The 23,154-nt window shown below is 71.2% G+C and carries 15 protein-coding genes and 3 pseudogenes; 6 read left to right on the top strand and 12 right to left on the bottom strand.

Translation table 11 applies throughout. The features are described 5' to 3' along the window. The first annotated feature begins 112 nt into the window (after window positions 1-112). Entirely contained in the window at window positions 113-2,926 is a 2,814-nt protein-coding gene (locus AMK11_RS39010) for a helix-turn-helix transcriptional regulator (protein ID WP_073730490.1), read from the top strand. Between the two features lie 46 nt (window positions 2,927-2,972). Here the strand turns inward: AMK11_RS39010 and AMK11_RS26045 are convergent, their stop codons facing one another. The 5 genes and pseudogenes from AMK11_RS26045 to AMK11_RS26030 all read right to left on the bottom strand — a co-directional run. Beyond that, a complete protein-coding gene (locus AMK11_RS26045) occupies window positions 2,973-4,403 on the bottom strand; it encodes a lanthionine synthetase C family protein (protein WP_073730489.1) in 1,431 nt (476 codons plus the stop codon). Then, the gene (locus tag AMK11_RS26040; RefSeq protein ID WP_073730488.1) at window positions 4,400-7,609 is read right to left on the bottom strand and encodes a lantibiotic dehydratase; all 3,210 of its coding nucleotides are present in this window, start codon (window positions 7,607-7,609) and stop codon (window positions 4,400-4,402) included. Before AMK11_RS26040 ends, AMK11_RS26045 begins: the two co-directional genes overlap by 4 nt. A gap of 104 nt (window positions 7,610-7,713) precedes the next feature. Then, window positions 7,714-7,854 carry a hypothetical protein gene (locus tag AMK11_RS38025; protein ID WP_158071000.1) on the bottom strand — a complete coding sequence of 47 codons (141 nt, stop codon included), beginning with the start codon at window positions 7,852-7,854 and terminating at the stop codon, window positions 7,714-7,716. Window positions 7,855-8,299: 445 nt separating this feature from the next. Next, entirely contained in the window at window positions 8,300-9,589 is a 1,290-nt protein-coding gene (locus AMK11_RS26035; RefSeq protein ID WP_073730487.1) for an MFS transporter, read from the bottom strand. A 303-nt stretch (window positions 9,590-9,892) separates the two neighbouring features. Next, window positions 9,893-10,435: pseudogene (locus AMK11_RS26030) on the bottom strand (helix-turn-helix transcriptional regulator); the annotation flags it as partial. On the opposite strand from AMK11_RS26030, the gene AMK11_RS26025 reads away from it, so the two are divergent. From AMK11_RS26025 to AMK11_RS26015, 3 genes and pseudogenes are all read left to right on the top strand, one after another. After that, on the top strand, window positions 10,382-10,684 hold the full coding sequence (locus AMK11_RS26025) for an ester cyclase (protein WP_079187726.1): 303 nt from the start codon (window positions 10,382-10,384) through the stop codon (window positions 10,682-10,684). The pseudogene AMK11_RS26030 and the gene AMK11_RS26025 overlap by 54 nt on opposite strands. A gap of 13 nt (window positions 10,685-10,697) precedes the next feature. Beyond that, window positions 10,698-10,868: pseudogene (locus AMK11_RS26020) on the top strand (alpha/beta hydrolase); the annotation flags it as partial. 528 nt (window positions 10,869-11,396) lie between these two features. Continuing rightward, window positions 11,397-12,122 (top strand): SDR family NAD(P)-dependent oxidoreductase, encoded by a 726-nt coding sequence (locus AMK11_RS26015; protein ID WP_073730486.1) that lies wholly within the window; start codon window positions 11,397-11,399, stop codon window positions 12,120-12,122. A 298-nt stretch (window positions 12,123-12,420) separates the two neighbouring features. On the opposite strand, the gene AMK11_RS26010 is transcribed toward AMK11_RS26015, so the two are convergent. The 7 genes and pseudogenes from AMK11_RS26010 to AMK11_RS25980 form a co-directional block, all read right to left on the bottom strand. Then, window positions 12,421-12,813 carry an ester cyclase gene (locus AMK11_RS26010; RefSeq protein ID WP_073730485.1) on the bottom strand — a complete coding sequence of 131 codons (393 nt, stop codon included), beginning with the start codon at window positions 12,811-12,813 and terminating at the stop codon, window positions 12,421-12,423. Between the two features lie 116 nt (window positions 12,814-12,929). Continuing rightward, a complete protein-coding gene (locus AMK11_RS26005; RefSeq protein ID WP_073730484.1) occupies window positions 12,930-13,895 on the bottom strand; it encodes an alpha/beta hydrolase in 966 nt (321 codons plus the stop codon). Window positions 13,896-14,084: 189 nt separating this feature from the next. Beyond that, window positions 14,085-14,776 (bottom strand): annotated as a pseudogene (locus AMK11_RS26000) (SDR family NAD(P)-dependent oxidoreductase). Between the two features lie 211 nt (window positions 14,777-14,987). Next, window positions 14,988-15,812 carry an alpha/beta fold hydrolase gene (locus AMK11_RS25995; protein ID WP_073730483.1) on the bottom strand — a complete coding sequence of 275 codons (825 nt, stop codon included), beginning with the start codon at window positions 15,810-15,812 and terminating at the stop codon, window positions 14,988-14,990. 141 nt (window positions 15,813-15,953) lie between these two features. Next, complete coding sequence (locus AMK11_RS25990; RefSeq protein ID WP_241847087.1) at window positions 15,954-18,866, bottom strand: helix-turn-helix transcriptional regulator; 2,913 nt, start codon at window positions 18,864-18,866, stop codon at window positions 15,954-15,956. A 201-nt stretch (window positions 18,867-19,067) separates the two neighbouring features. Next, a complete protein-coding gene (locus AMK11_RS25985) occupies window positions 19,068-19,730 on the bottom strand; it encodes an NADPH-dependent F420 reductase (protein WP_073730481.1) in 663 nt (220 codons plus the stop codon). Continuing rightward, window positions 19,727-20,596 carry a helix-turn-helix transcriptional regulator gene (locus AMK11_RS25980; protein WP_073730480.1) on the bottom strand — a complete coding sequence of 290 codons (870 nt, stop codon included), beginning with the start codon at window positions 20,594-20,596 and terminating at the stop codon, window positions 19,727-19,729. Before AMK11_RS25980 ends, AMK11_RS25985 begins: the two co-directional genes overlap by 4 nt. Window positions 20,597-20,709: 113 nt before the next feature. On the opposite strand from AMK11_RS25980, the gene AMK11_RS25975 reads away from it, so the two are divergent. Both AMK11_RS25975 and AMK11_RS25970 read left to right on the top strand, forming a co-directional pair. Then, entirely contained in the window at window positions 20,710-21,408 is a 699-nt protein-coding gene (locus AMK11_RS25975) for an SDR family NAD(P)-dependent oxidoreductase (RefSeq protein WP_073730479.1), read from the top strand. A gap of 599 nt (window positions 21,409-22,007) precedes the next feature. Next, window positions 22,008-22,754 (top strand): SDR family oxidoreductase, encoded by a 747-nt coding sequence (locus AMK11_RS25970; RefSeq protein ID WP_073730478.1) that lies wholly within the window; start codon window positions 22,008-22,010, stop codon window positions 22,752-22,754. Window positions 22,755-23,154 lie beyond the last annotated feature (400 nt).

Here is a 23,154-nt window from a genome sequence, read left to right as displayed (position 1 = left end):
GAAATCCGGCACGAGCCAGCATGCCCGCACGTTCGAGACCGCACATCGGTGAATGTACGTAACTCCTCGCAGGCTCCGACGTTTTCGGGCAGGGAACAGAAGGGAACGCACGGTGAGCCTTGGCGGCGGAATCCGCACGGGTGACCAGGGAAGTGTCAGGGAGGCGGAGGAACACCTCCTCGTCCGGGCACTGGACGGCCTGGAACACGGAGTCGGACGGGTCATCGAGGTGGCCGGTGAGCCGGGCACGGGCAAGACCCACCTCCTGTCCCTGCTCGCGGAGCGGGCAGGCTCCCGCGCACTGTCCGTGGCGCACACCCGCTGCGTCGCTTCCGAGCTCAGGCCGCCGCCCGGCCAGATCTTCGCGGACGTCCTGCGGGAGGCCGCGCAGCAGGCGCAACCGCGGGCGGTGCCGACCGCTGAGCGCTGGGCCCCGCAGGGTTGGGGCGGGAGCGACCGGACGTCGGCGCGTGGGGCCGTACGGAGTCTGCTGCGCGACCACGCCCGTACGCACGACGGTTTCGTTCTGCTCCTGGACGACTTCCACTGGGCCGACGAGGAATCCGTCGGGATCGTCGAGGAGTTGCTGCGCGTCCCGCTGGACGCTCCCCTGCTCCTCGTCCTCGCCCACCGCGTGCACCAGGCTTCGCCCCGGCTGCGTGGCGCGCTGGCGCACGCGGTGGCCTTTGGGCACGCCGAACGGGTCGCACTCGGCCCGCTGACCGTCGGCCAGGCGGCGCGGCTCGTCGGCCTGCCCCACGACAGCGATGAGTTACGGGACCTCCACCGACAGAGCGGCGGCAACCCGTTCCGGCTGCGCCTCGCCCAGGCGGAGCGCCGGCGCGAGCCCGACGGCAGGGCCTTCGAGAACCTGCCGCTGCCCGAACCGTTCGCCGCGGCCCTCGCCGGCGAGATCGACACGCTGCCGCCCGGCCCGCTGTCGGTCGCACGGGCGGCCGCCGTCATCGGCACGCCCTTCGGCATCGGTGCCGTCGCCCGGCTGACCGGCCTGGACCGGCAATCCGTCTGCCGGGCCGTCGCCGAGCTCTGCGCCCGTGACGTCCTGCGCCCGGTGGAGCGCACACCCGACTTCGCCTTGCGCGGCCAGGAGTTGCTCCGCCAGATCCGCAGCACCCTCCCCCCGGTCGCGCGGGCGTCGCTGCATCTCAGCGCGCTGGAGCTGCTGGCCGACCGCGACGCGCCCGCCACCGAACAGGCTCCGCACATCGAACAGGCCCTCGCCGAACCGTCCCCCCGGGAGCTGACCACCCTCCTGCGCGCCGCCCGCGACGACCTGGGAGCCGTACCCGGGCGCGCCGCACGCTGGTTACGCGCGGCTCTGCGCGTCCCGGTGCCGTACCTCTCCGCACCCACGCGCCACGAACTCCGCAGGCTGCTCGTTCTCGCGCTCGGCGCGGCGGACAGGGCGGGCGGGACCGCCGCGCACTCGGACCTCCTGGACGGCGTGCTGCACCTGGCCCCTGCGGAACCGGGCCCCGACCGCACGCACGCTGTCGTCCTCTGTTCACTCCTGAGAGCATGTCAAGGCCATGAGGAGGAGGCCCGGTCGCTCGTCGAGGCCGAACTCGCCGTCCTGTCCCGTTCCGTACCGCTCCTGGTCCAGCGTGAGATACTGCGGCTCCTCGGCCAACGACTCCCCGATCCCGTACAGGTGGAGCTCGTGGTGCGGATCGCACGAGACCACGGCGACCGTACGGAGCAGGCGGGAGCGCTCGCGCTTCTCGCCCTCGTCCGGGCCCTCATGGCGCCCCCGGAGCAGGCCCGGCTCGCCGCCGACGAGTGCGCGGCCGTGCTGGACGCCCTCTCCGAGGCCGAGACAGGCAGCTTCCCCGAGTATCCGGCCCTGCTCGGCTGGGCGGAAGCCCTTCTTGGGCTCGGCGCCCGGGCGACCGGCCACCTGGAGCGAGCCGCCGCGGCCCTGGCCTACGCCGGCCGGACAGCCCTGGCTCCCCTGGTCCTCCAGGGCCTGGCCCTCGCCCATCTGTGGTCGGACGTCACGGCGACGCGCAGGAGGGCGGCAGAGGCGGCGCGGGCCGTCCGGGACGGGGGCGGCGCGGAACTTCCGGTGCTGACCGCGCTCCTGAACACCTGCACGGCGTTCCTCGCCGGCACAGGGCGGCCGACAACTGACGCGGAAGACCGGTCCGCCCACCTCGAACATGGCGATCGCCCCCGTCGCGCCACGCTCCCCGGCCTGCTGGCTCTCGCGTGCGACGCACGGCACCGAGGAGATGCGACGACCGCCGTGTCCGCGGTGCTCACGGCGGGCGGCGGGCCGGAGCTGCGGAAGATCCCGCCCGTTCTGCGACCCGTGGTCTACGAGACACTCGCCGCTCTGTCCTCGCCCACCGTCACGCCGTCCCCGGCCCAGTGGGCCGCACTCGCCGAGCGCTCGTGCGAGGGCACCGGACTGCCACTGGCCCGCGCGTTCGGCACCATGGCCCGGGCGCACGGACTGCGCGGACGCCCCGCCGACGCGGCGCGGCTCCACCAGCGGGCGTCCTGCCTGTTCGCCTCCCTCGGCGCCACGTGGGCCCAGGCGTGGGCGATGACACACGCCGCCGCCTGCGTCGCGGCGGACGGCCGCACCCCCGAGGCCCTGTCCCTTCTCTCGTATGCCATGGAGCTGGCCGACAGTGCCGGCGCCGCCCGGCTCCACGCCGGGGCCTTCGCGCTGCGCGCCGAACTCGTGGGAGACGGCGGGGGGCCCGGTCCGCTGTCCATGCTCACCGTGCGCGAGCGTGAGGTCGCCGACATCGCGGGGGTCGGGAAGAAGACGCGGGAGATCGCGCGGGAACTCAGCGTCAGCCCCCGCACGGTCGACGCCCATCTCTCCCGTATCTACCGCAAACTCAACATCCATTCACGCGCCGCGCTGGCCCGGCTGATGGCGGAGACCGGCTGAGCACGCCATGTCCCGGGCGGCGAGCCACCTCCTGCGCCGGCGCCGTTCAGCTCATCGCGAGCGCCGCGTCCCAGCCGGCGGTCCGGGGCCCGTCGGCGTCGGCGGCTTCTTCCCGTCGCGTGTCCGCGTAGGAGGCCAGGACCAACGCGACGCCGGCCGCGCCGTCGAGGAGTGAGGGGCTGTCCAGCTCGACCGCCCCGTCCGGTGTCCACAGGTGCTGCCGGTAGCCGAAGGCCGAGTCCTCGGTGAACGCGGCCACCAGGGCCGTGACGCCCTCGTCCACGTCCGCCCACAGGGCGTCGTCGCCTGTCGCGGCTGCCAGTCGCGCACCGGCGTGGACCATCCCGGCCCTCCCGTGACACACCCCCGCATCGGCCGCCGTCGCGCGCGGCAGCGGCCGCCGCAGGGCCCCACGCATCGCGGCCAGGGCACGCGAGGTCACGGCCTCGTCGCCGAGGGCGGTACCGGCGAGGTGGAGTGACCAGGCGATGCCGGTCACGCCGTAGCACCAGCCGGCCCGGGCAGTCCGCGCGCTCCCATCGGCCCGGGCGGTCCGGCTCTCCTCCGTGCCGGGAGCGACGAGGCCCTCTGCCGTCTCCTCCTCGAACGCCACCCGCCCGGGCCAGTACGGTCCCCACGCATCGGTACGCTCCTTGGCCAGTACCCACTCGGTCATACGTCGGACGGCCTCCCGACCGCCCGGCACCCGGTACCCGGCCCGGTCCGCGAGTGCCAGCAGCGCCAGCGGGCCGCTGATGCCGTGGGCCACCCCCACGTTGAAGTCGCCCTCGGGGAACTCCGCCCGGTCCCGGGGGACGGTATAGCGGGCCGGATCACACCACCATCCAGGCACCTCGCTGCCCCGGACCCGCACCGGACGGGCCAGGCCGGCCAGGAACCGCAGCACCGCTTCCAGCGCTGCGGCGCTTCTCCCGTCGCCCGGCCCCGCCACATCAGGCAGGAGGGAGCGGCCCTGTCGGGTCAGCCCGGCGATCACGTCGTAGTCGAGGTAGGAGAGACCCGGGCCGTTCTGGTCGAGGCGTGCCCGGAGCCGTTGCACGCTCCCCTGCGCCCGGGCCGCGTGCACCTCGGTGCCCCGCGTCAGTAGCCGCTTGTAGCCTCCGAAACGGGCCGCCTGCAGGCGGGCCGGCAAGAGCAGATCACCCGCGGCGGCGGCCCCCGCCTCCGGGACGGCTGCGGCCGCGGCGGACAGATGGGCGTGGGCGACAGGTGCCCACGCGCCGTCGTGCCGGGCCAGCAGGGTGTGGAGCAGGGCGATGCCCGCGTGCCCGAGGAGCAGCGAGGCCGGCTGCCAGCCCGGCAGCATCAGCTCGTCGGGCGCGGCGCGGAAGGTCTCGCTCGTGACGCGGGCGACGCGCTCCGGGTCCCGGAGGAGACGCGCCACCCGGTACGCCGTCTCCCGCGCCGCGTCGCGCGGCGGGGGCGCCTCTTCCTCCCGCGACCGGACCGGCATCATCGGCCGTGCCGCTTTCGTCCGAGGTGCAGGGAGAGCGCCTCGCGGGCGGTCGCATGGGCGAGTACCTCGTCGTCCTGCCGGATGCCGAGACAGCGGTTGCAGTGCATGTGGGCGAGGCTCAAGGCCACTTCGGCCCGCCGGGGCCCGCCCTCACCCCCGGTGACGGTCAGCGCCTCGCGCAGGGCGTCGAGCGCCCGGGCGCGCTCCGCCCACAGTTCGGTGAGTGTCGCCGGCCCGCGTCGCCGTGCGAACAGGTCGGCCACCGCCTTCTTCTCGGCACGCGGCACCTCTCCCCGCCGTGCCAGGACTCGTTCACCGCCCAGCCACTCCAGGGCCTCCTCCTCCGAACCCAGTCCGGCGAGGACTCCGAGGATGCCCAGGGCGGCCAGTCCGCCGTCCGTCAGCCCGTCCAGTTCTCCGCCAGGCAGGGCCAGTTGGGCCACGGCGGCCTCGCTGTCGGTCCGGAAGACCCGTTCGACGTACCTTTGGACCTCCGCGCCGCCGTACCGCTCGATCTCCGGGTCGTAGGTGTCGAGGACCATCCGTTGGGCGAGACCCCCGTCCCGCAGTTCCTCCGCCCACCGGTTCAGGGCGGGGAGCAGGACCGGCCAGAGCTGTCCCGGTTTGCCGTGGAAACGAAGCCGCAGATGCGGGTCGGGATCCGCGTACCGGAGGAAGAACCACGTGTCGACGCCCGCGGCTTCCAGCAGGGCGGGGGCGGCAGGTCCGGCCGGGAGCCCGGCGAGGACGGCCGCCTGGTGCGCGGCCGGTACGTACATCTTGGCGTACAGCCACTCGCCGCCAGGGAGATGGGTGGCCGAGCCACGCCCCTCCAGAGGTACGGAGGGCGGCGCCGACCGCCCTGACGGAGCGGGCCGTTCGGCGACCGCCGGTCCACCCCGCCGGGCGACCAGCGGGAGGACGAGTTCCGCGGCGTGCGCGCCGTCCGGTCCCGTCAGCCAGCCGTCGCCCTCCTCCGCACCGTACCGCTCCACGACGGTGAGGCCCTGCGGCCGCTTCAACTCCTCCCGCAGGACGAGGAGGTGCAGCGCATCGTCCAGGTCGACGGCGATCCGGTTGTCCGCGCGGGTCAGCAGCACGTGCCGGGGAACCCCCCAGCGCTCGCGCCACCGGGCGGCCGCCGTACGGAAGCTCCGGTCGCCGTCGTCGCCGGAGGCGGCCCGCCGTACGGCATCGTCCGGCAGCCACCGGGCGGGGGACAGCACGGTCCGGCGGTGGCGGACGCGTGGCTGGGCCGGGGCCGCGGACCAGGCACCCCAGTTCCAGGGGATGCACCAGTCCTGGCCCTCCTGACCCAGTTCCAGGAGGAAGCGGGCGACCTGGGGCAGGTGCCCCGTGGCGGGGTTGAGCATCGAGTACGACACCGGTCGCACCCGCCGCCCGGTGGTGAGGTCGATCAGCCGCAGGCAGTCGAGATCGGCGTGGACGGCCAGGTTCTCCACACGGAGGTCGGTCACGGTGGGGCTCTCCGCGGGCCCGTCCGCCGCCGGCCCGACCCCCAGCGGAATGCGGTGCGGCAGCCACTGGGGGACGGTGGCCACGTTGGCGGAGCGGACGACCCGGGGGCGGTAGAAGACCGCCGCGGCCAGTTCCTCCGGCGGCCTGCCGGCCTCGCCGCGCCGGACCAGTTCCGCAATCCGGTCGGCCTGCGGCCCGAGGACGGAAGCGAAGCGGCTGAAGGTGGCGCCCGCCAGGGGAGAGCCCGGGTTGGCGCCGAGGACGAGGTGGAAGTCGCCCGCGCAGAGCTGCTGCCAGTCGCGCGCCACGAGTTCGGCGCCGAGTTCCAGGGAGGCTGGAGGCATGCGGGGGGCGTCGGTGCTGAGGGCGCTGAGGACGGAAGCGTCGAGGACCACTTCGGCCGGCTCCGCGCCGCCCCCCGGGCCGTCGCCCGTGGGGCGGCCGGGCCTGGGCCGGCGGTGCACGGCGTCGAGGAAGAGTTCACCGAGGATTCGGTCGCGACGTTCGACGTCTGGGTGCGGCTCGGGCCTGACGGTGCCACGGGTGCGGTAGGGCTCGGGCACGCCGAGACCCCGTCCCTCGTCCAGCAGTTCGAGGACGGGTACGGCGCGGTCGGTGCCGTACCGCTCCAGGAAGGCGAGGTGGTACGCGCGCAGATGCGGGCTGCCTGGGCGGATCAGGGAGGTCCGCCAGAGGGTGTGCACGGCGTGCTCTGCCTCGCGGGCCACCTCCTCGGGCAGCACGAGCTCGACGTCGAGGGCGAGGTCGGACTGGACGACGTCCACCGCGCAGTGCAGTGCTCGCATCCGTTCCGTGGCCGTCGCGAGCGCGGGCGCCCGGTCGTCCGGCGGCGCCGCGTCCAGTGCGGTCAAGGCGAGTTGGACGTCGCGGAGCATGTCGGCCACCGGGTGTTCCCACCCCTGGAGGCGGGTCAGGACATGGGCGAGCGGGGTGGCGCAGTCGGGCGGCGGGGTGAGGTCGCTGAGCAGGAAGTGGTGCTGTGCCAGCCGGTCGACACACTGCTCGACGGCGTCTTCCGGGGCCTGCGGGAACCGCTCGGCGAGTCGGGCTACCAGCTCGGGCCGGGCAACGGGCTCGGCCGCGTACTCCAGCGCGTGCCGGACGACGGCTGTCAGCCGTACGGAGTGGGCCAGTTGGCGCTTGCCGTCGGCGTCGTACCGGTCGGTGAGGACAACCCGGCCGTCCCGCTCGGTACGCAGCGTGTTGGCGACCAGACGGGTGCGGTCCAGCACTCCGGGGAGCGGGAGGAGCGTGTCCAGGACGGCGTCGAGCCAGGCCGCGTCGGGCCGGCTGACGCTGCGGTGGCCGGTGCCGAGGCCCTGTGCCGGTTCCGGACCGAACGCGGCGAGCGCGACGCCCGCGAAGAATCCGAAGGGCGTGGCCCGGTAGGTCATCCTCAGCCGGTATTTGACGAGCGACACCACGAGCCTGCGCAGTCGCCTGTCCTTGACGGGTTCGCCCGCAGCCACCCGGCGGGCCTCCCCCGCCAGGCTCGGGCTGGCCAGCTCGACGGCGGCCATGAACACCGGGTCACCGACCATCCGGGCCACCTCGGCGCGCTGCGCGCCGGGCTCACCGGGGTCCGCGTCCGGGGCCCGCCCGGAATCCGCTCCGGGGCCCCGCCCCCCGTTCGTGCCGGGCAGCGGAAGGACTGCTGCCCGCAGCAGGACCGGCCCCACGGCGTCGAATGCGCTGTCGTCCCTCATCCGCACCTCCTCCACCCCACCTGTTCAGGTCGCTCGCCTGCGTGTACGGACGCCGGTGCCTGGCGGCGGGCACAGGGCCCCGCCGCCAGGCACCGGCGGTCTGATCAGCAGTGCCAGGAGGTCACCGGGCAGGAGAGGCAGGTGCCCGTGCCCGTGAAGGACTTGGCCTCCATGGCGGGGGCTTCCTCGACGACGATGCTCAGGTCGAGGTCCAGGTCGAACTCGGTTTCGGGGGCGATGTTCACGGTGCGTCCCTTCGTCGGAATTCCAGCCGGCCCGGCAGCCGCGGAGCGACCGCCGGCCGGGGCAAACAAGACGCTCCGATCCTGTCCCGGCCCGCTAAGGCAGTTCTTAAGGCTTCCTCAAGCGCGGCTCGACTTGCTGTCGGCGGGCACTCCCCCGGTGGGGCTCACAGGCACTTCGCCCGGCATCGTCGTGTGCTCAGGCAGGCCCCCGGCGAGGACGGCGGCGCAGGGGCCGATGCCCACGCCTGCCCCTGACCCCGCTCCGGGGCCCGGTCCGCCGAGGCGCGGGTGGTGAGCTGCGGGCCGCGCGGCCTTGGAGGCCACCCGGCAGCCCGGCCGTGCACCGGGGTGGACAACTTCATGCCGACGGCGCCCTGGATCGTGGGTGCGTCGTCGGGTCGCACTGGACTCCCGTACCCACTTGGGTGTCCGAACACCGCCCGGGTCAGGATCGTGCCGGTTCCTCCCCCGCGACATTCTCGACGGCGCGGCGGAGGGCGTCCTCGTCGGTGCGGGCGTCATAGGCGACGAGCCGGGGCAGGGCGGCGGTGAGCAGACCCACCGCGGCGACGCAGGCGAGTCCGCCGGTCCAGATCGCCGGGCGGGCGCCGGTCCAGCCGGCCATGGCTCCGGCGCGGACCTGGCCGAGCTGCGGACCGACGCTGTAGGAGAGGACCTCGATGCCGGCGAGCCGGCCGCGCAGCCGGTCGGGGATGGTCTGGTTCCAGATGGTGGAGCGGCCCAGTCCGCTGAGCATGTCCCCCGCTCCCGCGAGGCCGAGGCACGCCAGCACCAGCCACACGTTCGACGTCCAGCCGGCCGCCGCCATGGCCACGCCCCAGCCGGCGGCGCCGAACACCACGAGCAGGCCGTGCCGCCGGGTGCGGGAGACCCAGCCGCTGGTCAGGCTGACCAGCAGGGAGCCGACGGACCCCGCCGCGTACATCAGGCCCAGCGACCAGTCGGCGTCCAGTTCGTCGGCGAGGAAGGGGAAGACGGTGTTGGGGAAGGCGAAGAACATCGCGGCGAGGTCGATGGCGTACGTGCCCAGCAGCACCGGCCTGGAGCAGGCGTAGCGGGCGCCTTCGACGATGCCGCGCAGGGAGGGCCGGGCCGCCTTCTCCCGCGGCGGCACGGGTGAGAGGCGGCGGCACATCAGGACCGACGCGGCGAAGCAGACCACGGTGGTGGCGTACGCGGGGCCGTTGCCCGCGTACGCCACGACCAGCCCGGCCAGCGCGGGTCCGGCGATGGCGCCGGCCTGCCAGCGCAGGGCGTTCAGCGCGGCGGCCGCGGCGAGCTGGTCGTGCGGGACAATGCGGGCCAACAGCGAGTCCATGGCGGGCCGTTGGAGTCCGGCGAGTGCGGCGACGCCGGCGGCGACCACGTACAGCGGCCACAGCATGGGGTTCGGCAGCAGGGTGTTCAGCAGCAGGATCAGGGCGAGCAGACCGAGTCCCGCCTCGGTCAGCACGATGACCTTGCGGCGGTCCACCGCGTCGGCGAGCGCGCCGCCGTACAGGCCGAAGATCACGAGCGGGACGAGTTCGACGGCTCCCATGGCTCCGACGGCGAGCGGGGAACCGGTCAGGTCCTTGATCTGGAGCGGCAGCGCGATCAGCGCCATCACGCTGCCGAGGTAGGTGACCAGGCCCTGTATCCACAGGAGGCGGAAGTCGCGGGAGGAGCGCCAGGGCGCCAGGTCGGGCAGCACCGCGGCGAGCTTGGCGGTCATGACCGGTGGCTCCCGGCGGCCGGGGCCTCGGGTGCGCGGCCGTGCGGCTCCACCGGGGCGGGCGCGCCGAGGCGTGGGGTTCTCATCGACCCGGTACCACTTTCGATTCGGGGTGCCGGGGGCTCGCGCGTCCGGGGTCGCCGGACTGTGCGAAGGGGAGCAGGGCACCGGACTCTCTACGGCAAGTTAGGTGAGACTTACTTGCCTGCACAGCGTAGGGAGCCGGGGCGACCGGATCAATCGAGATTTCCTGACAGTCCCTGTAGCGATCGGGACACCCTGCACGGCTCCCGCCACTCCTGTTCAGAGCGCCCGGAACCGGCCGGGCGTCATGCCGGTCGTCCGCCGGAAGGCCGCGCCGAAGGCACTCGCCGAGCGGTAACCGACCGCCTCGGCCACCACGTCGACCTCGAAACCCTGGGCCAGGAGCCGGACGGCGTGCTGGGCGCGTACCGAGGCGACCCAGCGGACGAACGTCGTGCCCGTCTCCGCCCGGAACGCACGGGTCAGCGTGCGCGTGCTGCACCCGAGGGCGGTCGCCCAGGCGGTCAGCGTCCGCTGGTCGGCGGGGTCGGCGCGCACCACGTCCACGACGGGCCGCAGCAACGACGAGGTGGGCAGCTGCACCAGCAGCGCCCGGGGCGACGGCCGCAGCACGTCGAGGACCATCGCCTCGGTCACGGCCCGGGACGCCGTCGACAGGTCCGGCTCCTCGAGGCGCTCCATGAGGAGCCGGAGCAGCGGAGTGATCTCCACGGCCACCGGTACGTCGGGCAGGGCCGAGACCGTGCCGTGGCGGAAGAAGTGGGCGCGGTAGGCGGTGCCGGCGACCGCGGAGGCGGAGTGCGGAAGCACGACATCGACGCCGTTCCGGACCTCCACTGGGAGGTCAAGGAGCTGCTGTTCGACCGGGACCGGATCGCCGTGCGCGCGGTCAACACCGGCACCCCGGTGAAGGAGTGGCTCGGCGTTCCTCCCTCCGGCGCCTCCTTCGAGATCACCGAGCACGCCATCTACAAGGTCCGCGACGGTCGCTTCGTACAGATGACGGCGCTGCACGACTCCTCCGACCTGCTGCGGCAGCTGACCGCCTGACCTCCGTCGGCGTGACGTCCTGCGTGAAGAGGGCGAGGCCTACGCGAGCAAGCTCCGCGCCGCCGGCGTCCCCGTCACCCGTTACCAGGGCATCATCCACGACTTCGTCATGCTCAACGCTCTCCGCTCCACCCAGGCCGCGGAAGCCGCCATCACCCAGGCCGGCACCACACTCCGCTCGGCCTCGGAGCGGGCCAACCCCGTCCCAGTGCCCCTCACGGACGAGCCGCGAGGCAATGGCCACGCCAACATACCCGGTACCACCGGTAAGAAAGACGACATGGTGAGTCTCCGGCAGGGTGTGATCTGGGGCTTCCACAGCGCGGCGCTGGGTGTGGAGGGAGGCCAGGGATACGGCCAGGGTGGCACGACGATGCCGAAATGCCATTCTCGGGACGAGGGCCGGTCTGCCCGTCGAGTGCGTCGACGAGTGGGGCGGACCCAGGCGCGGAGCTCTGGGCCGCACGGCCAGCCTGTAAGGCTGGGGGTCCGAGCCACGGGCCCGTCGCCCTGAGAACTGCTCCGGCCTATCGGTCCGGTGCACCGCGTGCCGGTAGTGGCTGGCCTCCAGGGAATGGAGAAGGCCGGGGCACCGTTGGTCAGTTGGAACTCGACGAGAAGTCGAGTATCGGCTAGTCGGTGAGCCGGGCACGGGTCCGCCATCGCGATAGCCGTCACCAGGACATGCAGGTCTGCTGTTGGAGGACGAGCTGTGTCGACCATTGTGATTGTGGGGGCCGGGCCGCAACTGGGGTTCGCCATCGGGGCGAAGTTCGCTGAGAAGGGCGGCTTCAATGTCGCGCTCGTTGCGCGACGTGAGGCGCAACTCGCAGCCATGGTCGACAGATTCCGGAACGCAGGAGTGTCTGCTGCCGCTTTCGCGGCCGATGTCACTGACCGCCCGAGCCTCGAGAAGGCACTGGCTGCCGCAGAAGAACACTTCGGATCCATTGACGTCCTGGAGTACTCACCTGCCCCGACACCGTCGGACTTGGCGGACCGGCCGCTCGTCTCCGCGGTCGATCTCACTGTCGAAGCGGCATTGGCCGAGCTCGAGACCAACTTCTTCGGCGCGGTCGCCGCTGTTCGCCAGGTGCTCCCCGGCATGATCGACCGCGGTGCCGGCACCATCATCGGTACGAGCGGTGCCGGGTCGGGCCCGATGGTCGTCCCGCAGGTGGCCAACGCGAACGTCGCGAATGCTGCCATGCGCAACTGGTTCCTCGCACTGAACGAGTCACTCGCCGACCGCGGAGTGCACGTCGCGCACGTCGCCCTGGGCGCGAGAATCGGGAGTGGCCGGCCGAACTCGGAGCCGGACGTGATCGCCGACCTCTACTGGAAGGCCCACGTCGAGCGCGACGTCCCCGAGGTCTTTCACCACGACCTGCCCGAGGAGTTCGAGTTCCAGCTCGCCGATAAGTTCAGGGTCGACTGAGTTCGGCTTGGAGTCTCGTGGACCACGTGGCGATGCTCGCTCCGGTGGCGGATGGCGTGCTGGGCAGCGCCGGCTCGTCGTACGGCAGTTCAACGTACCCGCGGCTCCGATGGCGCCCCCGCTCCTGGCGCCGGCGGCTGAGCTGGGCTGAGGTGCGAGCTGAGGAGGGTACTGGCGTTGGTGGTCGGCCGCGTCGTGCCGTTGGTCGTGAGGGTGCTGAGCAGGGCGGGGTGTCCCGCCCGGAGGGGCGGGACACCCCGCTTGTGCTGCGGCTCTGCGTCGGTCGAGCCTGACCGGGTCAGCCTGCGAGCTGCTTCTGCATGGTTTCGGCGTCGTGGACGGCTGACATGTGAAGGAACTTTCCGTCGTGGACCCGGTAGATGGCGTACTCGACGATCTCGATCGCCTTGCCGGTGGGAGCTGCGCCGAGCCACTCCTTGGCGGGGGTGCCGGTGTTGATCGCACGGACGGCGATGCTGTCGCCGTTGATGGCGAGCTCCTGGACCTCCCAGTGGAAGTCGGGAACCGCGTCGACGATGCTGTTCAACTGCGCGACGAGGGCCGTGCGGGAGCTCGGCTCGCTGTGCATGACGATGGATTCGTGGACGAACTCGTCCATGCGGTCGAACTCGCGGGCGTTGAGCGCGTCGACGTAGCGCTGGTAGAAGTCGCGCAGGTCGGTGTCGGACATGAGTCTTTCCCTTTCTGTGGTGCCCCGGGCCCGGGGCCTGGGCGGGGGTGAGCGGCGTCTCGTCGTGAGACTCACCCGTGGAGAGCCTGGCCGGGCAGCGCCGGCGTGGTGTGGGTTCAGGCGGTGTGGAGGGCCGAGCGGAGTGTGGTGCCGGCCTGGGTGATGGCGGCTTCCGCGGCCTGGGTGGAGCGGAGAGCGTTGAGCATGACGAAGTCGTGGATGATGCCCTGGTAACGGGTGGCGGTGACGGGGACGCCGGCGGCGCGGAGCTTGCTCGCGTAGGCCTCGCCCTCGTCACGCAGAACATCCGCCTCAGCGGTGATGATCAGCGCTGGCGGCAGTCCGGTGAGTTCCTCGGTGGTGGCACGCAACGGGGATGCGGTGATCTCGGCGCGCTGTGCGGGGTCGGTGGTGTACTGGTCCCAGAACCACTGCATGCCGTCGCGGCGCAGGAAGTAGCCCTCGGCGAACTGGTGGTAGGAGCCGGTGTCGAAGCTCGCATCGGTAACCGGGTAGAACAGCACCTGCTGCACCAGCTGGACGTCGCCGCGTTTCTTGGCCATCAGAGTCAGGGCGGCGCTCATGTTGCCGCCCACGGAGTCACCCGCGACCGCGATGCGCGAGGCGTCCAGGTCATTGTCCGCGCCTTCGCGGACGACCCACTGGGCGACGGCGTAGTTCTGCTCGATGGCCACGGGGTAGCGGGCCTCGGGAGAGAGGTCGTATTCGGTGAAGACGACGGCGGCTTCCACGTCGGTGGCCAGTTCACGGACCAGGCGGTCGTGGGTGTGTGCGTTGCCGAACACCCAGCCGGCGCCGTGGATGTAGAGGATGACGGGCAGGGGCCCGATGGAACCGGCCGGGCGGACGATACGGGCCCGGACACTCCCGGTCGGGCCGCCGGAGACGGTGACCCACTCCTCGTCGATCTGCGGCTTGGCGATCTCGCCGGACTGCACCTCGTCGACCGTCTTGCGCCCCTCGGCGGGGCCCAGATCGGACAGGTAGGGCGGGGTGGCGGTGGCCGCGGCGAACTGAGCGGCGGCGGTCTCCAGAACGGGGGCCGGTGGGTGATCCGACATGACAGGACTCCTTGGAAAGGGGCAAGTGTGATAGAGCGACATCAGCTGGATGCCGCTTCCCGCGTCAGTGACGTTGCTTCGCTGGCAAGTCCGCCCACCGTGGGTCGGTCGGCGCCTGCTCAGGAACCTGGCTCCAAAGCTGAGAAGTTGCGTCTGGTCCGCGGTCTTCGGGACTGTCGCGGCGGCGCGTCACCAAGGGAGCACACCGGCACGGTCGGTCACCGTGCCAGTGGGTGTGTTCGGTCCGAGGGTGGCGATACGCACCGCTGCCTCGGCGCCCTCCTCGACACTGTGCCCGATGCGGCCGGTGAATTCGGTCGCGGTCTGGCCGGGGTCGACCGCGTTGAAGCGGACGTCAGGGATCGCCTTGGCGTATTGCACGGTCAGCATGGTGACCGCGCTCTTCGACGAGCCGTAGGCGGCGAGCGGATACTGCGACTCGACACGCTTCGGGTCCTGGACGAGTGTGAACGACCCCAGCCCGCTGGTGACGTTGATGACGGAGGGAACGGCCGCTGCTCGCAGCAGAGGCAGGAACGCGTGCGTGACGCGTACCAGCCCGAAGACGTTGGTTTCGTAGACGTGGCGGACCTGGTCGGCCGTCATCTTCTCGGGCGCGGCCACTTCACCGAGTATCCCGGCGTTGTTGATGAGGACGTCCAGATGGCCGGCTGCGCGCGCAGCGTCTCGACCGCCGCGTCGACCGACGCGTCGTCGGTGACGTCCAACTGGACGAAGTCGGCACCGAGCCGCTCGGCGGCCTTGCGGCCGTTCTCGGCGTCCCGTGCTGCGACCCACACTTTCTGGCCCGCCTCGATGAGCTGGCGCGCCATCTCGTAACCGAGCCCTCTGTTGGCACCGCTGATCAATGTTGTCGTCATGTCTTGCTCTCCTGTGCGCGTTCTCGGTGCGGGTGCTCCCAGGCAGCGGTTGCCGGGAGCACTCACGAGGTCGGTTCGTGGGGTGCGGCTGGTCGGCACCGGTGCTGACCAGCCGCGGGACGAGTTCCCGCATCCAGAGCGCGGCGAGGTGGGCGGGGGGCCTGCGGGTCGTGGATTACGGGCGAGCCGGTCTACCGGTACCGGACCGGTGTCAGCTCTCGATGAAATCGAGGAGGTCGGCGTTGACGGTCTCGGCGTTCACGGTGGCCATTCCGTGCGACAGCCCCGGGTAGAGCTTCAGGCTCGCGTTCTTGACCAACGTGACCGCCTTCTCGGCGGAGCCGGCGATCGGAACGATCTGGTCGTCGTCGCCGTGCATGATGAGGGTGGGCACGTCGATCGCCCGGAGGTCGTCGGTGAAGTCGGTCTCCGAGAACGCTTTGATTCCCTCGTAGTGCGCCTGCGCGCCACCTGCCATCCCCTGGCGCCACCAGTTCCAGATGACACCCTGGGACGCATCCACGCCCGGGCGGTTGTACCCGTAGAAGGGCCCGGAGGCGAGGTCGAGGTAGAACTGGGAGCGGTTGCTGGCCACAGCCTCGCGGAAGCCGTCGAAGACCTCGACCGGCAGCCCTCCCGGGTTGGCTTCGCTCTGGACCATGAGCGGCGGGACCGCTCCGATGAGGACGGCCTTGGCGACTCGTCCGGCACCGTGCCTGGCAACGTACCGGGCGACCTCTCCACCACCGGTGGAGTGGCCGACGTGGACGACGTCGCGCAGGCCGAGGTGCCCCACCACGGCAGCGGCGTCCGCCGCGTAGTGGTCCATGTCGTGCCCGTGGCCGACCTGGGCGGAGCGCCCGTGCCCCCGGCGGTCGTGGGCGATGACGCGGTAGCCCCGCTGGATGAGAAACAGCAGTTGGGGGTCCCAGTCGTCCGAGCTCAGCGGCCAGCCGTGGTGGAACATGACGGGCCGGCCCGAACCCCAGTCCTTGAAAAAGATCTCGGCTCCGTCGCCGGTGGTGACGTACGGCATGAGCTACTCCTCGTGGGTCCCCGCCCGCGTGCCGGGCGGATTCGATGTCTCCACGAGAATCGCTCAGCCACCGTGCCGACAGCCTCCGTCAGCTGACTGACATCCGGCCGACGGACTGCTTAGGTCAGGGCCGGGGCAGTACTACGGCTCGGCCGGCGGCTCGGCGGGCAACGCGTCCAGAGCATCGCGGAGCTCGGCGCGTGAGGTGATGCCCAGCTTCGGGAACACGCGGTAGAGATGAGACGACACCGTCCGCGGTGACAGGAACAGACGCGAGGCGATCTGCGGGTTCGACAGCCCCGTCGCTGCCAGCCCGGCGACCTCCAGCTCCTGTGGAGTCAGGGCATCGCCCGCCTTGCCCCGTGCCGTGCGGGTCAGTCCGGTGGCCCTCAGTTCCGCCGCGGCCCGTGCCTCCCACGGGAGGGCCCCGAGCTCCTCGAAGCGCCTGCGGGCGGCGGTCAGCTGCGTCCGGGACTGACGGTTGAGTCCTTGACGGCGCAGTTCCTCACCGTATGCCAGATGAACGCGGCCTACCTCGAAGGGCCACTGTTCGGATCCCGGCAGCGCCAGAGCCTCCTCGAAGCACCGGGCCATGTCCTCGGGAGGCGATGTCATCGCCATGACCGTGGCCACCGTCAGCGCGAATCGCGACGACAGACGGCCGACGCCGGCGTCGCGAATCGCTTCCGCGTGCCGTCGCGCTTCCGCGTGCCGCCCGGACCGCAGGGCGGCTTCGACGAGGTCGGGCGCGGACAACACCGCATCGGGGTTGAAGGGCGGCAGCACACCGGGGGCGCAGATCACCGTGGCGTGCCGGTAGGCCGTCTCGAAGTCGGCGGTGCCGACGGCTGCCCGGGCCGCCGCCTGGTGGGCGTGGTTCACCAGCCGCCGCAGCCGCCTGGGCCCCGACCAGTCCCAGATGCTCCGGCAGTGCTCCTGGCACACGTCGAAGTCGCCGCGCTGGGCTGCGGCCATCGCGGCAAAGTAGTGTCCCACTTGAGCAAACAAGTGGTATCCCGTCTCCTCGCACAGCGCGATGAGTTCGGCCGCGGCGTCGGCCGACGCCTGCCAACGGCTGGCGTACATGTGGTCGACGGCGACGAAGATCAGGCCCGGCATGCTCGCGCCCACGGCTCCACCGTCGCGGATGACCCGCGACACAGCCTCTCGACAGTCCGGGAGCCGATCGAAATACTCGGCCACCAAGGCGGTGCGGATGACTACGTCGGCGTCGGTCTGGCCCTTCAGCCGCGAGATCTCCTCATCCAGGCGGCGCAGCATGTCGTCGGTGACGGAGCCGATGTCGTGGTGGATGCGCCCCAATGACGCCGCGGCGGACGGCGATGCTTCGGGAAGCCGGGCGAGCACGTCGACCAGAGGTCGCCAGTGCTCCTCCCGGCCCGAGAAGGTGCTGGTGAGCGTGAGGGTGAAAAGCGCGTTCTCCAGCTCGTCCTGTGGCAGGGCGGCCGGGGCCGGGGCCTGCTCGATCGCCTCCATCAGGAGCGAGTGGGCGGTGTCGGCGTCCCCCTCCGTGACGAGCACCAGGAAGCCGGAGGCCGCGGCCGCCGAGAGCGACCGGGCCACCGGATCGCCCTGCACCTCGCGCATGATCTCGTACGAGACGTCCAGGTGGCCCGCGACCCAGGCGGCGATGTACGCGGCCCGCGACTGGCGGCGCCTGCGGTCCATCCGGTCGGGACTCAGTTCGGCCGCGCGCCGCAGCCTGGTGACCGCACCGTCGGCATCGCCGCGCCGCAGGCTTCTCTCGGCCGCCGACTCGATCACGGCGGCGACCGCCTCGTCGGGCACCGTCGTGGCTCTCGCAAGGTGATCACCGCGACGCTCGGGCTGGTCCACCAGCGCGTCGGCCAGCCGACGGTGGGCGCTGCGCCGCTGCTCGCCGGTGGAGCCGTCGACCACCGCGGACCTGACCAACGGATGCCGGAAACGCACAGCACGGCCGTTCTCCGCGACCATGACCAGATGGTCGCGTTCCGCCGGAGCGAGTCCCTCGAGCCCGCCCGGCCCACCTGCCACCTCAAGAACGCCGATGTCCCCGGAACCTTCGAGAACGGCGAGCAGCAGCAGGTCGCGGGTTCTCTGCGGCAGCCGTTCGACGCGGGCGCCGTACAGTGCACGGACGTCGCGCCCCGGGCCGCTCCACCTCACATCGTTGCCGTCCCAGTTGCCGGACACACTGGTGGACCCGGCGAACTCGAGCAGGGCGAGAGGATTTCCCTGCGCCTCTCGCGCCACGGTCGAAAGGAGCCGCTGGGGGAGGTGAGCGAAGCGCCGGGACAGCAGTCGCAGTGCGTCCGTGTCGCTCAGGGGTCTGACCTCGACCTCTGTCAGGCCGGTAGCCAGGAAGGGCTCCTCGGCCTCCGCACGCTGGGCCCCGATCAGCCCGATGCGGCGACCGCCCAGTCTCCTGGCGACGAATCCCACTGCGGACCGGCTCGCGTGGTCGACGACATGGAGATCGTCGACCACGAGGAGCAACGGCTGCTCCTTCGCGGCCTCTTCGAAAAGCGACAGTGCCGCGTTCAGGACGGTGATACGGCTCGGTGCGGGACCGACGCCGAGACCGAGCGCAACCTCGAGGGACTCCCTCATGGAACGCGGCAGAAGAGCAAACTCGTGCGACAGCGAGGCGACGAGCTGATGAAGCCCCGCGAAACTGATGTCCGTCTCGTACTCGACGCCGCTCCCGCGGAGGACCCGGGCTCCCTTCGCGAGCGCCAGCTCAGCGGTCGCGTCGAGGAGCGCCGTCTTCCCCACCCCCGGTTCACCGGTGAGCACGACGGTGGCTCCGGCCGTGACAGCCTTGTCCAGGAAGATCGCGAGCTCACCGAGCTCACGGTCTCGTCCGATCAGCCCGGTCGGATCGAAGCCCACGCCTGTCACTGAACCCGCCCGCCTCACATCCGCTCGCCCCTCCTCCTGCCGCGCGAAGCATTCGAACGACCTGCCACGCACATGGCCGAAAATTATCTCATCAGCGGACGGCATGTGCGAGGGAACGCGCTCTCGGCGATACCGACGGCCGGTGTCCAATGCCGTGGCGCAACTATGGGGCTATGACGAGGACAGTCATGGGGCGCGCCCGGGGAGGAGAGAGGTCGAGCGCCTGATCGCCGGTCAACGTGAAGGGACACTACGCTGCCGACAAGTCTTTCCTGGGAAGTCGGTGTGCTTCACTGCACGTCCGAAAGCTTCTCAGCAGGTGGGGTGAACCGGCGCGGTCAGACGTCAGACTCAGCCTCGCACGGGGTATCTGATCCTGCGCGCGTTGGCCAGGTTGGCGGCGAGTTGTTCGCGCGTCTGGTGGGCGTGCGACTGCCAGGCGGGCTGACCCGGACCGCTCCGCCATGACTCGCTGAGTGGGCTGTTGTCGACGGTGTCGAATCCGAACTCGTCGTACAGGCGCGTGACGAGGTCCACCGCCTCGGGGTAGTTGCTGGAGACCGAGAGAGCGTGCCGATCGGGAGTGCCCGGGGGGCTTGCGGAGAGGAAGAGGCGCGGTGCCTGGACGTGCGTGAACGCCTTGGCGACCTTGGAGGCGGGCAACTGCTCCTGCCGCAGCTCGTGCACGGTCTTCTCCCCGGAGTCGATGGCCGGGAAGTGGCCGTCGCGCCAGGGCATGTAGTTGTTGGTGTCGAGCACGATCTTGCCGGCCAGTTGCTCCACAGGCATGTTGTTGACCAGCTTGAGAGGGGCGGCGATGATCACGAAGTCGCCCGCTGCGGCGGCGTCTGCCGCTGTCGCGGCACGGGCCGAGGGCCCGAGTTCGTCGACGAGGCGCTTCAGCGTTTCCGGTCCTCGCGAGTTGGCGATGACCACCTGGTAACTGTGGGCGATGGCTGCGCGGGCGAGTTGGCCGCCCACCTCACCTGCTCCGATGATGCCGATTGTCCTCACGCGTCGCTCCTCGGAGAAGAGATGATGCCGGCGACCTCGAGCTTGGACTCGTCCTCGCTGCCCGGAACCGCCGTATACGCAACGACCTTGAGGTCGGTGTCCCCGTCCGTCAGGACGTCGCAGTCGACGCGCACTTCCCCGATGTCGGGGTGCCGGATGGTCTTGCGGTCCTCAGCGTGCCGGCCCACGGCGGCGTCCGCCCAGAACGCGGCGAACCGGGGGTTGCCGGCGACCCTGCTGGCCACGAGCTCGGACACGCGCGGATCATCGGGGAACCGGGCCGCGGCTCGACGCAGGTCGGCCACGAGGGCCCGGTCGGCGGCCTCGGCGTTGACCGGGATCACCGGCCAGCTCGTCAGACGGCCGCGGTCCGAGGCGACCGGGAAACGCAGCCGCACCAGATTGCGTTCCTCGGCCCCGATCCGCGTGGGATCGCCGAACAACGCGGCCCACCGGGGGTTCCACCAGACCAGTTGCCAGTCCGCGGCGAAGACCGCGACCGGCGTGGAGTCGAGCAGGGTCAGCAGCCGTCGCATGCTCGGCGGGATGTCGTTGACGACCCGCTGGTCCTGCGGCGGCCCGAACCCCGCGAGACGGTGAAGGTGGTCTCGTTCGTCCTGGGAGAGCTGCAGCGCGCGGGCCAACGAGACGACGACCTGCTCGGAGGGACTGACTGCCCGGCCCTGCTCGAGTCTCACCAGGTAGTCGACGGAGAGACCGGCAAGCTCGGCGAGCTCCTCACGCCGCAGGCCCGGCGAGCGACGCGCTCTGTCCACCGGCAGTCCGATGGCTTTGGGCGAGAGCCGGTCCCGCCAGGCCCGAAGCGTCGCTCCCAGTTGATTGTCGACGGCATGTCCATGGTTCACCCTTGCATCGTAAGCATCCGCACGTCCGACTCGGTGCTCGTCGGGTGGTACTGCTGGACCTACCGAGAACCGTTCCCTGGCTGGTCCCGACAGGATCGGCAATGGTTTGGGGCATGTCCAAGACCACGTTCATCACCGGCGCCAACAAGGGCCTCGGTTTCGAAACCGCCCGCCGCCTCACCGAACTCGGCCACACCGTTCTCATCGGCGCCCGCGACGTCGATCACGGACGCCGTGCGGCGACGGAGCTCGGTGCCCGCTTCGTCCAGATCGATGTCACCGACGATGCGTCGGTTGCGGCCGCCGCTGCCGACGTCGCGGCCCACGAAGGCCGGATCGACGTCCTGATCAACAACGCCGGCATCACCGGCGGCGTCGTGTCCGCCGACGAGCTGACCGGCGCGGAGGCCGCGCGAGTGCTCGACACCAACGCGGCCGGCATCGTGCGGGTCACCGCTGCCTTCCTGCCGCTCCTGCGCGCCTCCGGCGCTCCGGCCGTCGTCAACGTCACCAGCGGACTGGGGTCCGTCGCGCTCACCCACGACCCCGAACGGGTCGAGTCGAAGGTGATCGCCCCCGCCTACGCGGCCTCCAAGGCCGCCGTCACGATGCTGACCACGCAGTACGCGAAGGCGTTCGGCGACGTCCGGTTCAACGCCGCCGATCCCGGCTATACCGCAACCGACCTCAACGGCCACACCGGCACCCAGACCGTGACCGAGGGAACCGACGCCATTGTGACGCTGGCGACCGAGAACCCCAGCGCCGGGACCGGTCGGATCATCGACCGCTACGGCCTCCTCGTATGGTGAAGTGGACCGGACGGCACTTGGCTTCTTCTCCAATTTCACCGGCGCTTGGAGCGGCCGCGGAGCGGGATGCGACCGTCGTACGCTGCCGCGACCGGACACGCGTGCGGACTCTCGCTCGAATCACCGAGCGGCCCGGAGGAAGACACCTGCGAGGTGGAGACCGGCCAGGTAGATCGTGGCTGTCTCCTCGGGACGCGATAGCTCGGGGCAGGCTCAGTCAGGAGCAGAGCGCCATGACAGGTCGCAGCACGATGCCGATCAAGGCGTGGAGACCTCGCGTTCGACACCGGCCGCGGAGTGGACCGCGCAGCCCTGAATGAGGACCGTCACGAACCGTCAGCGCCCCGGTTTCCAGCGCCGTCCGGAAATCACCTCCTGAACCGTTCGCGCCATCTGCAATGCCTTCGCCCCCTACAGGCGTTGGTCTCGCTCACCGCCGAGTGAGTCCTGGCGGACCGCGCCGGGTCCACCCACCTGGAACCACCATGACCGCCAAAGGCACGTCAGCTGGACCGATCTGCGCAACGCCCGGTTCGTCGCCCATGCACGTCCGTGATCACGGCTCCTGCCCCAGCACCACAACACCGAAAGGAAGACTTATGACCGCACAACCACTCAAAGGCAAGACCGCGTTGGTGACCGGAGGGTCACGAGGAGTCGGCGCCGGCATAGTCGCGCGCCTGGCAGCCGACGGCGCAGCAGTGGCGTTCACCTACGCCCGGTCCGACGAGCGCGCGGAAGCCGTAGCGGCCGAGGTCGTCGCGTCGGGAGGCACCGCGCTCCCCGTCCGCGCCGACAGCATGCACGAACAGGACGTCGAGGCCGCCGTCACGCGGACCGTCGAGCGGTTCGGCGGCCTGGACATTCTCGTGAACAACGCCGCCGTAGGCTACGTCGCACCGATCACCGACCTGACGATGGACGAGATCGACGCGATGCTCACGATCAACGTACGGTCCGCCGTCGTCGCGATCCGCCAATCCCTGACTCACATGGGCGCAGGCGGGCGGATCATCAACATCGGCAGCATCAACGCCGACCGCACGCCGTTCCCCGACCAGTCGATCTACGCACTGACCAAAGGCGCGCTGGCGAGCCTCACCCGCGGCCTCGCGCGTGAACTGGCACCACGCCGGATCACCATCAACAACATCCAGCCCGGACCGATCGACACCGATGCGAACCCCGCCGACGGACCCACCGCGCAGGCCATGCTCGGTGTCATGGCGACCGACCGCTACGGCACCGCCGCAGAGGTCGGCGCCCTCGTGTCATATGTCGCTGGGCCAGACGCCGGCTACATCACCGGCTCCAGCCTGAACATCGACGGCGGCTTCACCGCCTGACAGCCACAGTCATGGGGCTCTCGTACGGATCGCCGAGCGCACCAAAGGAGGGTGCCTGTAGGTCTGCCACGACCTGGGCATCAGCGGGCCCTTCGCCCGCCCCTGGCAGCCCCGGACCAACGGCAAGGCCGAGTGCTTCCGCCGTAGCCTGCTCGACGAGTGGCCTGCGACCGGCCGTCGCCGCCCTTCGAGACACTCCCGTGCGGGCCCAGAACCGAGCCGCCGAGCGGGCACCCCGTCTCTCGCAGTGCCGGAGGCTCTTCCGCTGACCGTCGAGGCCCCCGGGACGGGGGTGCACTTCGAGGGCCTGAGTACTGCCTGGCAGCAGGCCACAAACGACCAAGGCGCGACCGGCAAGCTCACCCGCATCCACCGACCGCAGCATGGCAAGGCCGAGCGC

Source organism: Streptomyces sp. CB02414 (assembly GCF_001905385.1).
Classification (GTDB): Bacteria; Actinomycetota; Actinomycetes; order Streptomycetales; family Streptomycetaceae; genus Streptomyces.
Note: the sequence above shows the minus strand (reverse complement) of the source record. Positions and strands in the feature narration are given on the sequence as shown.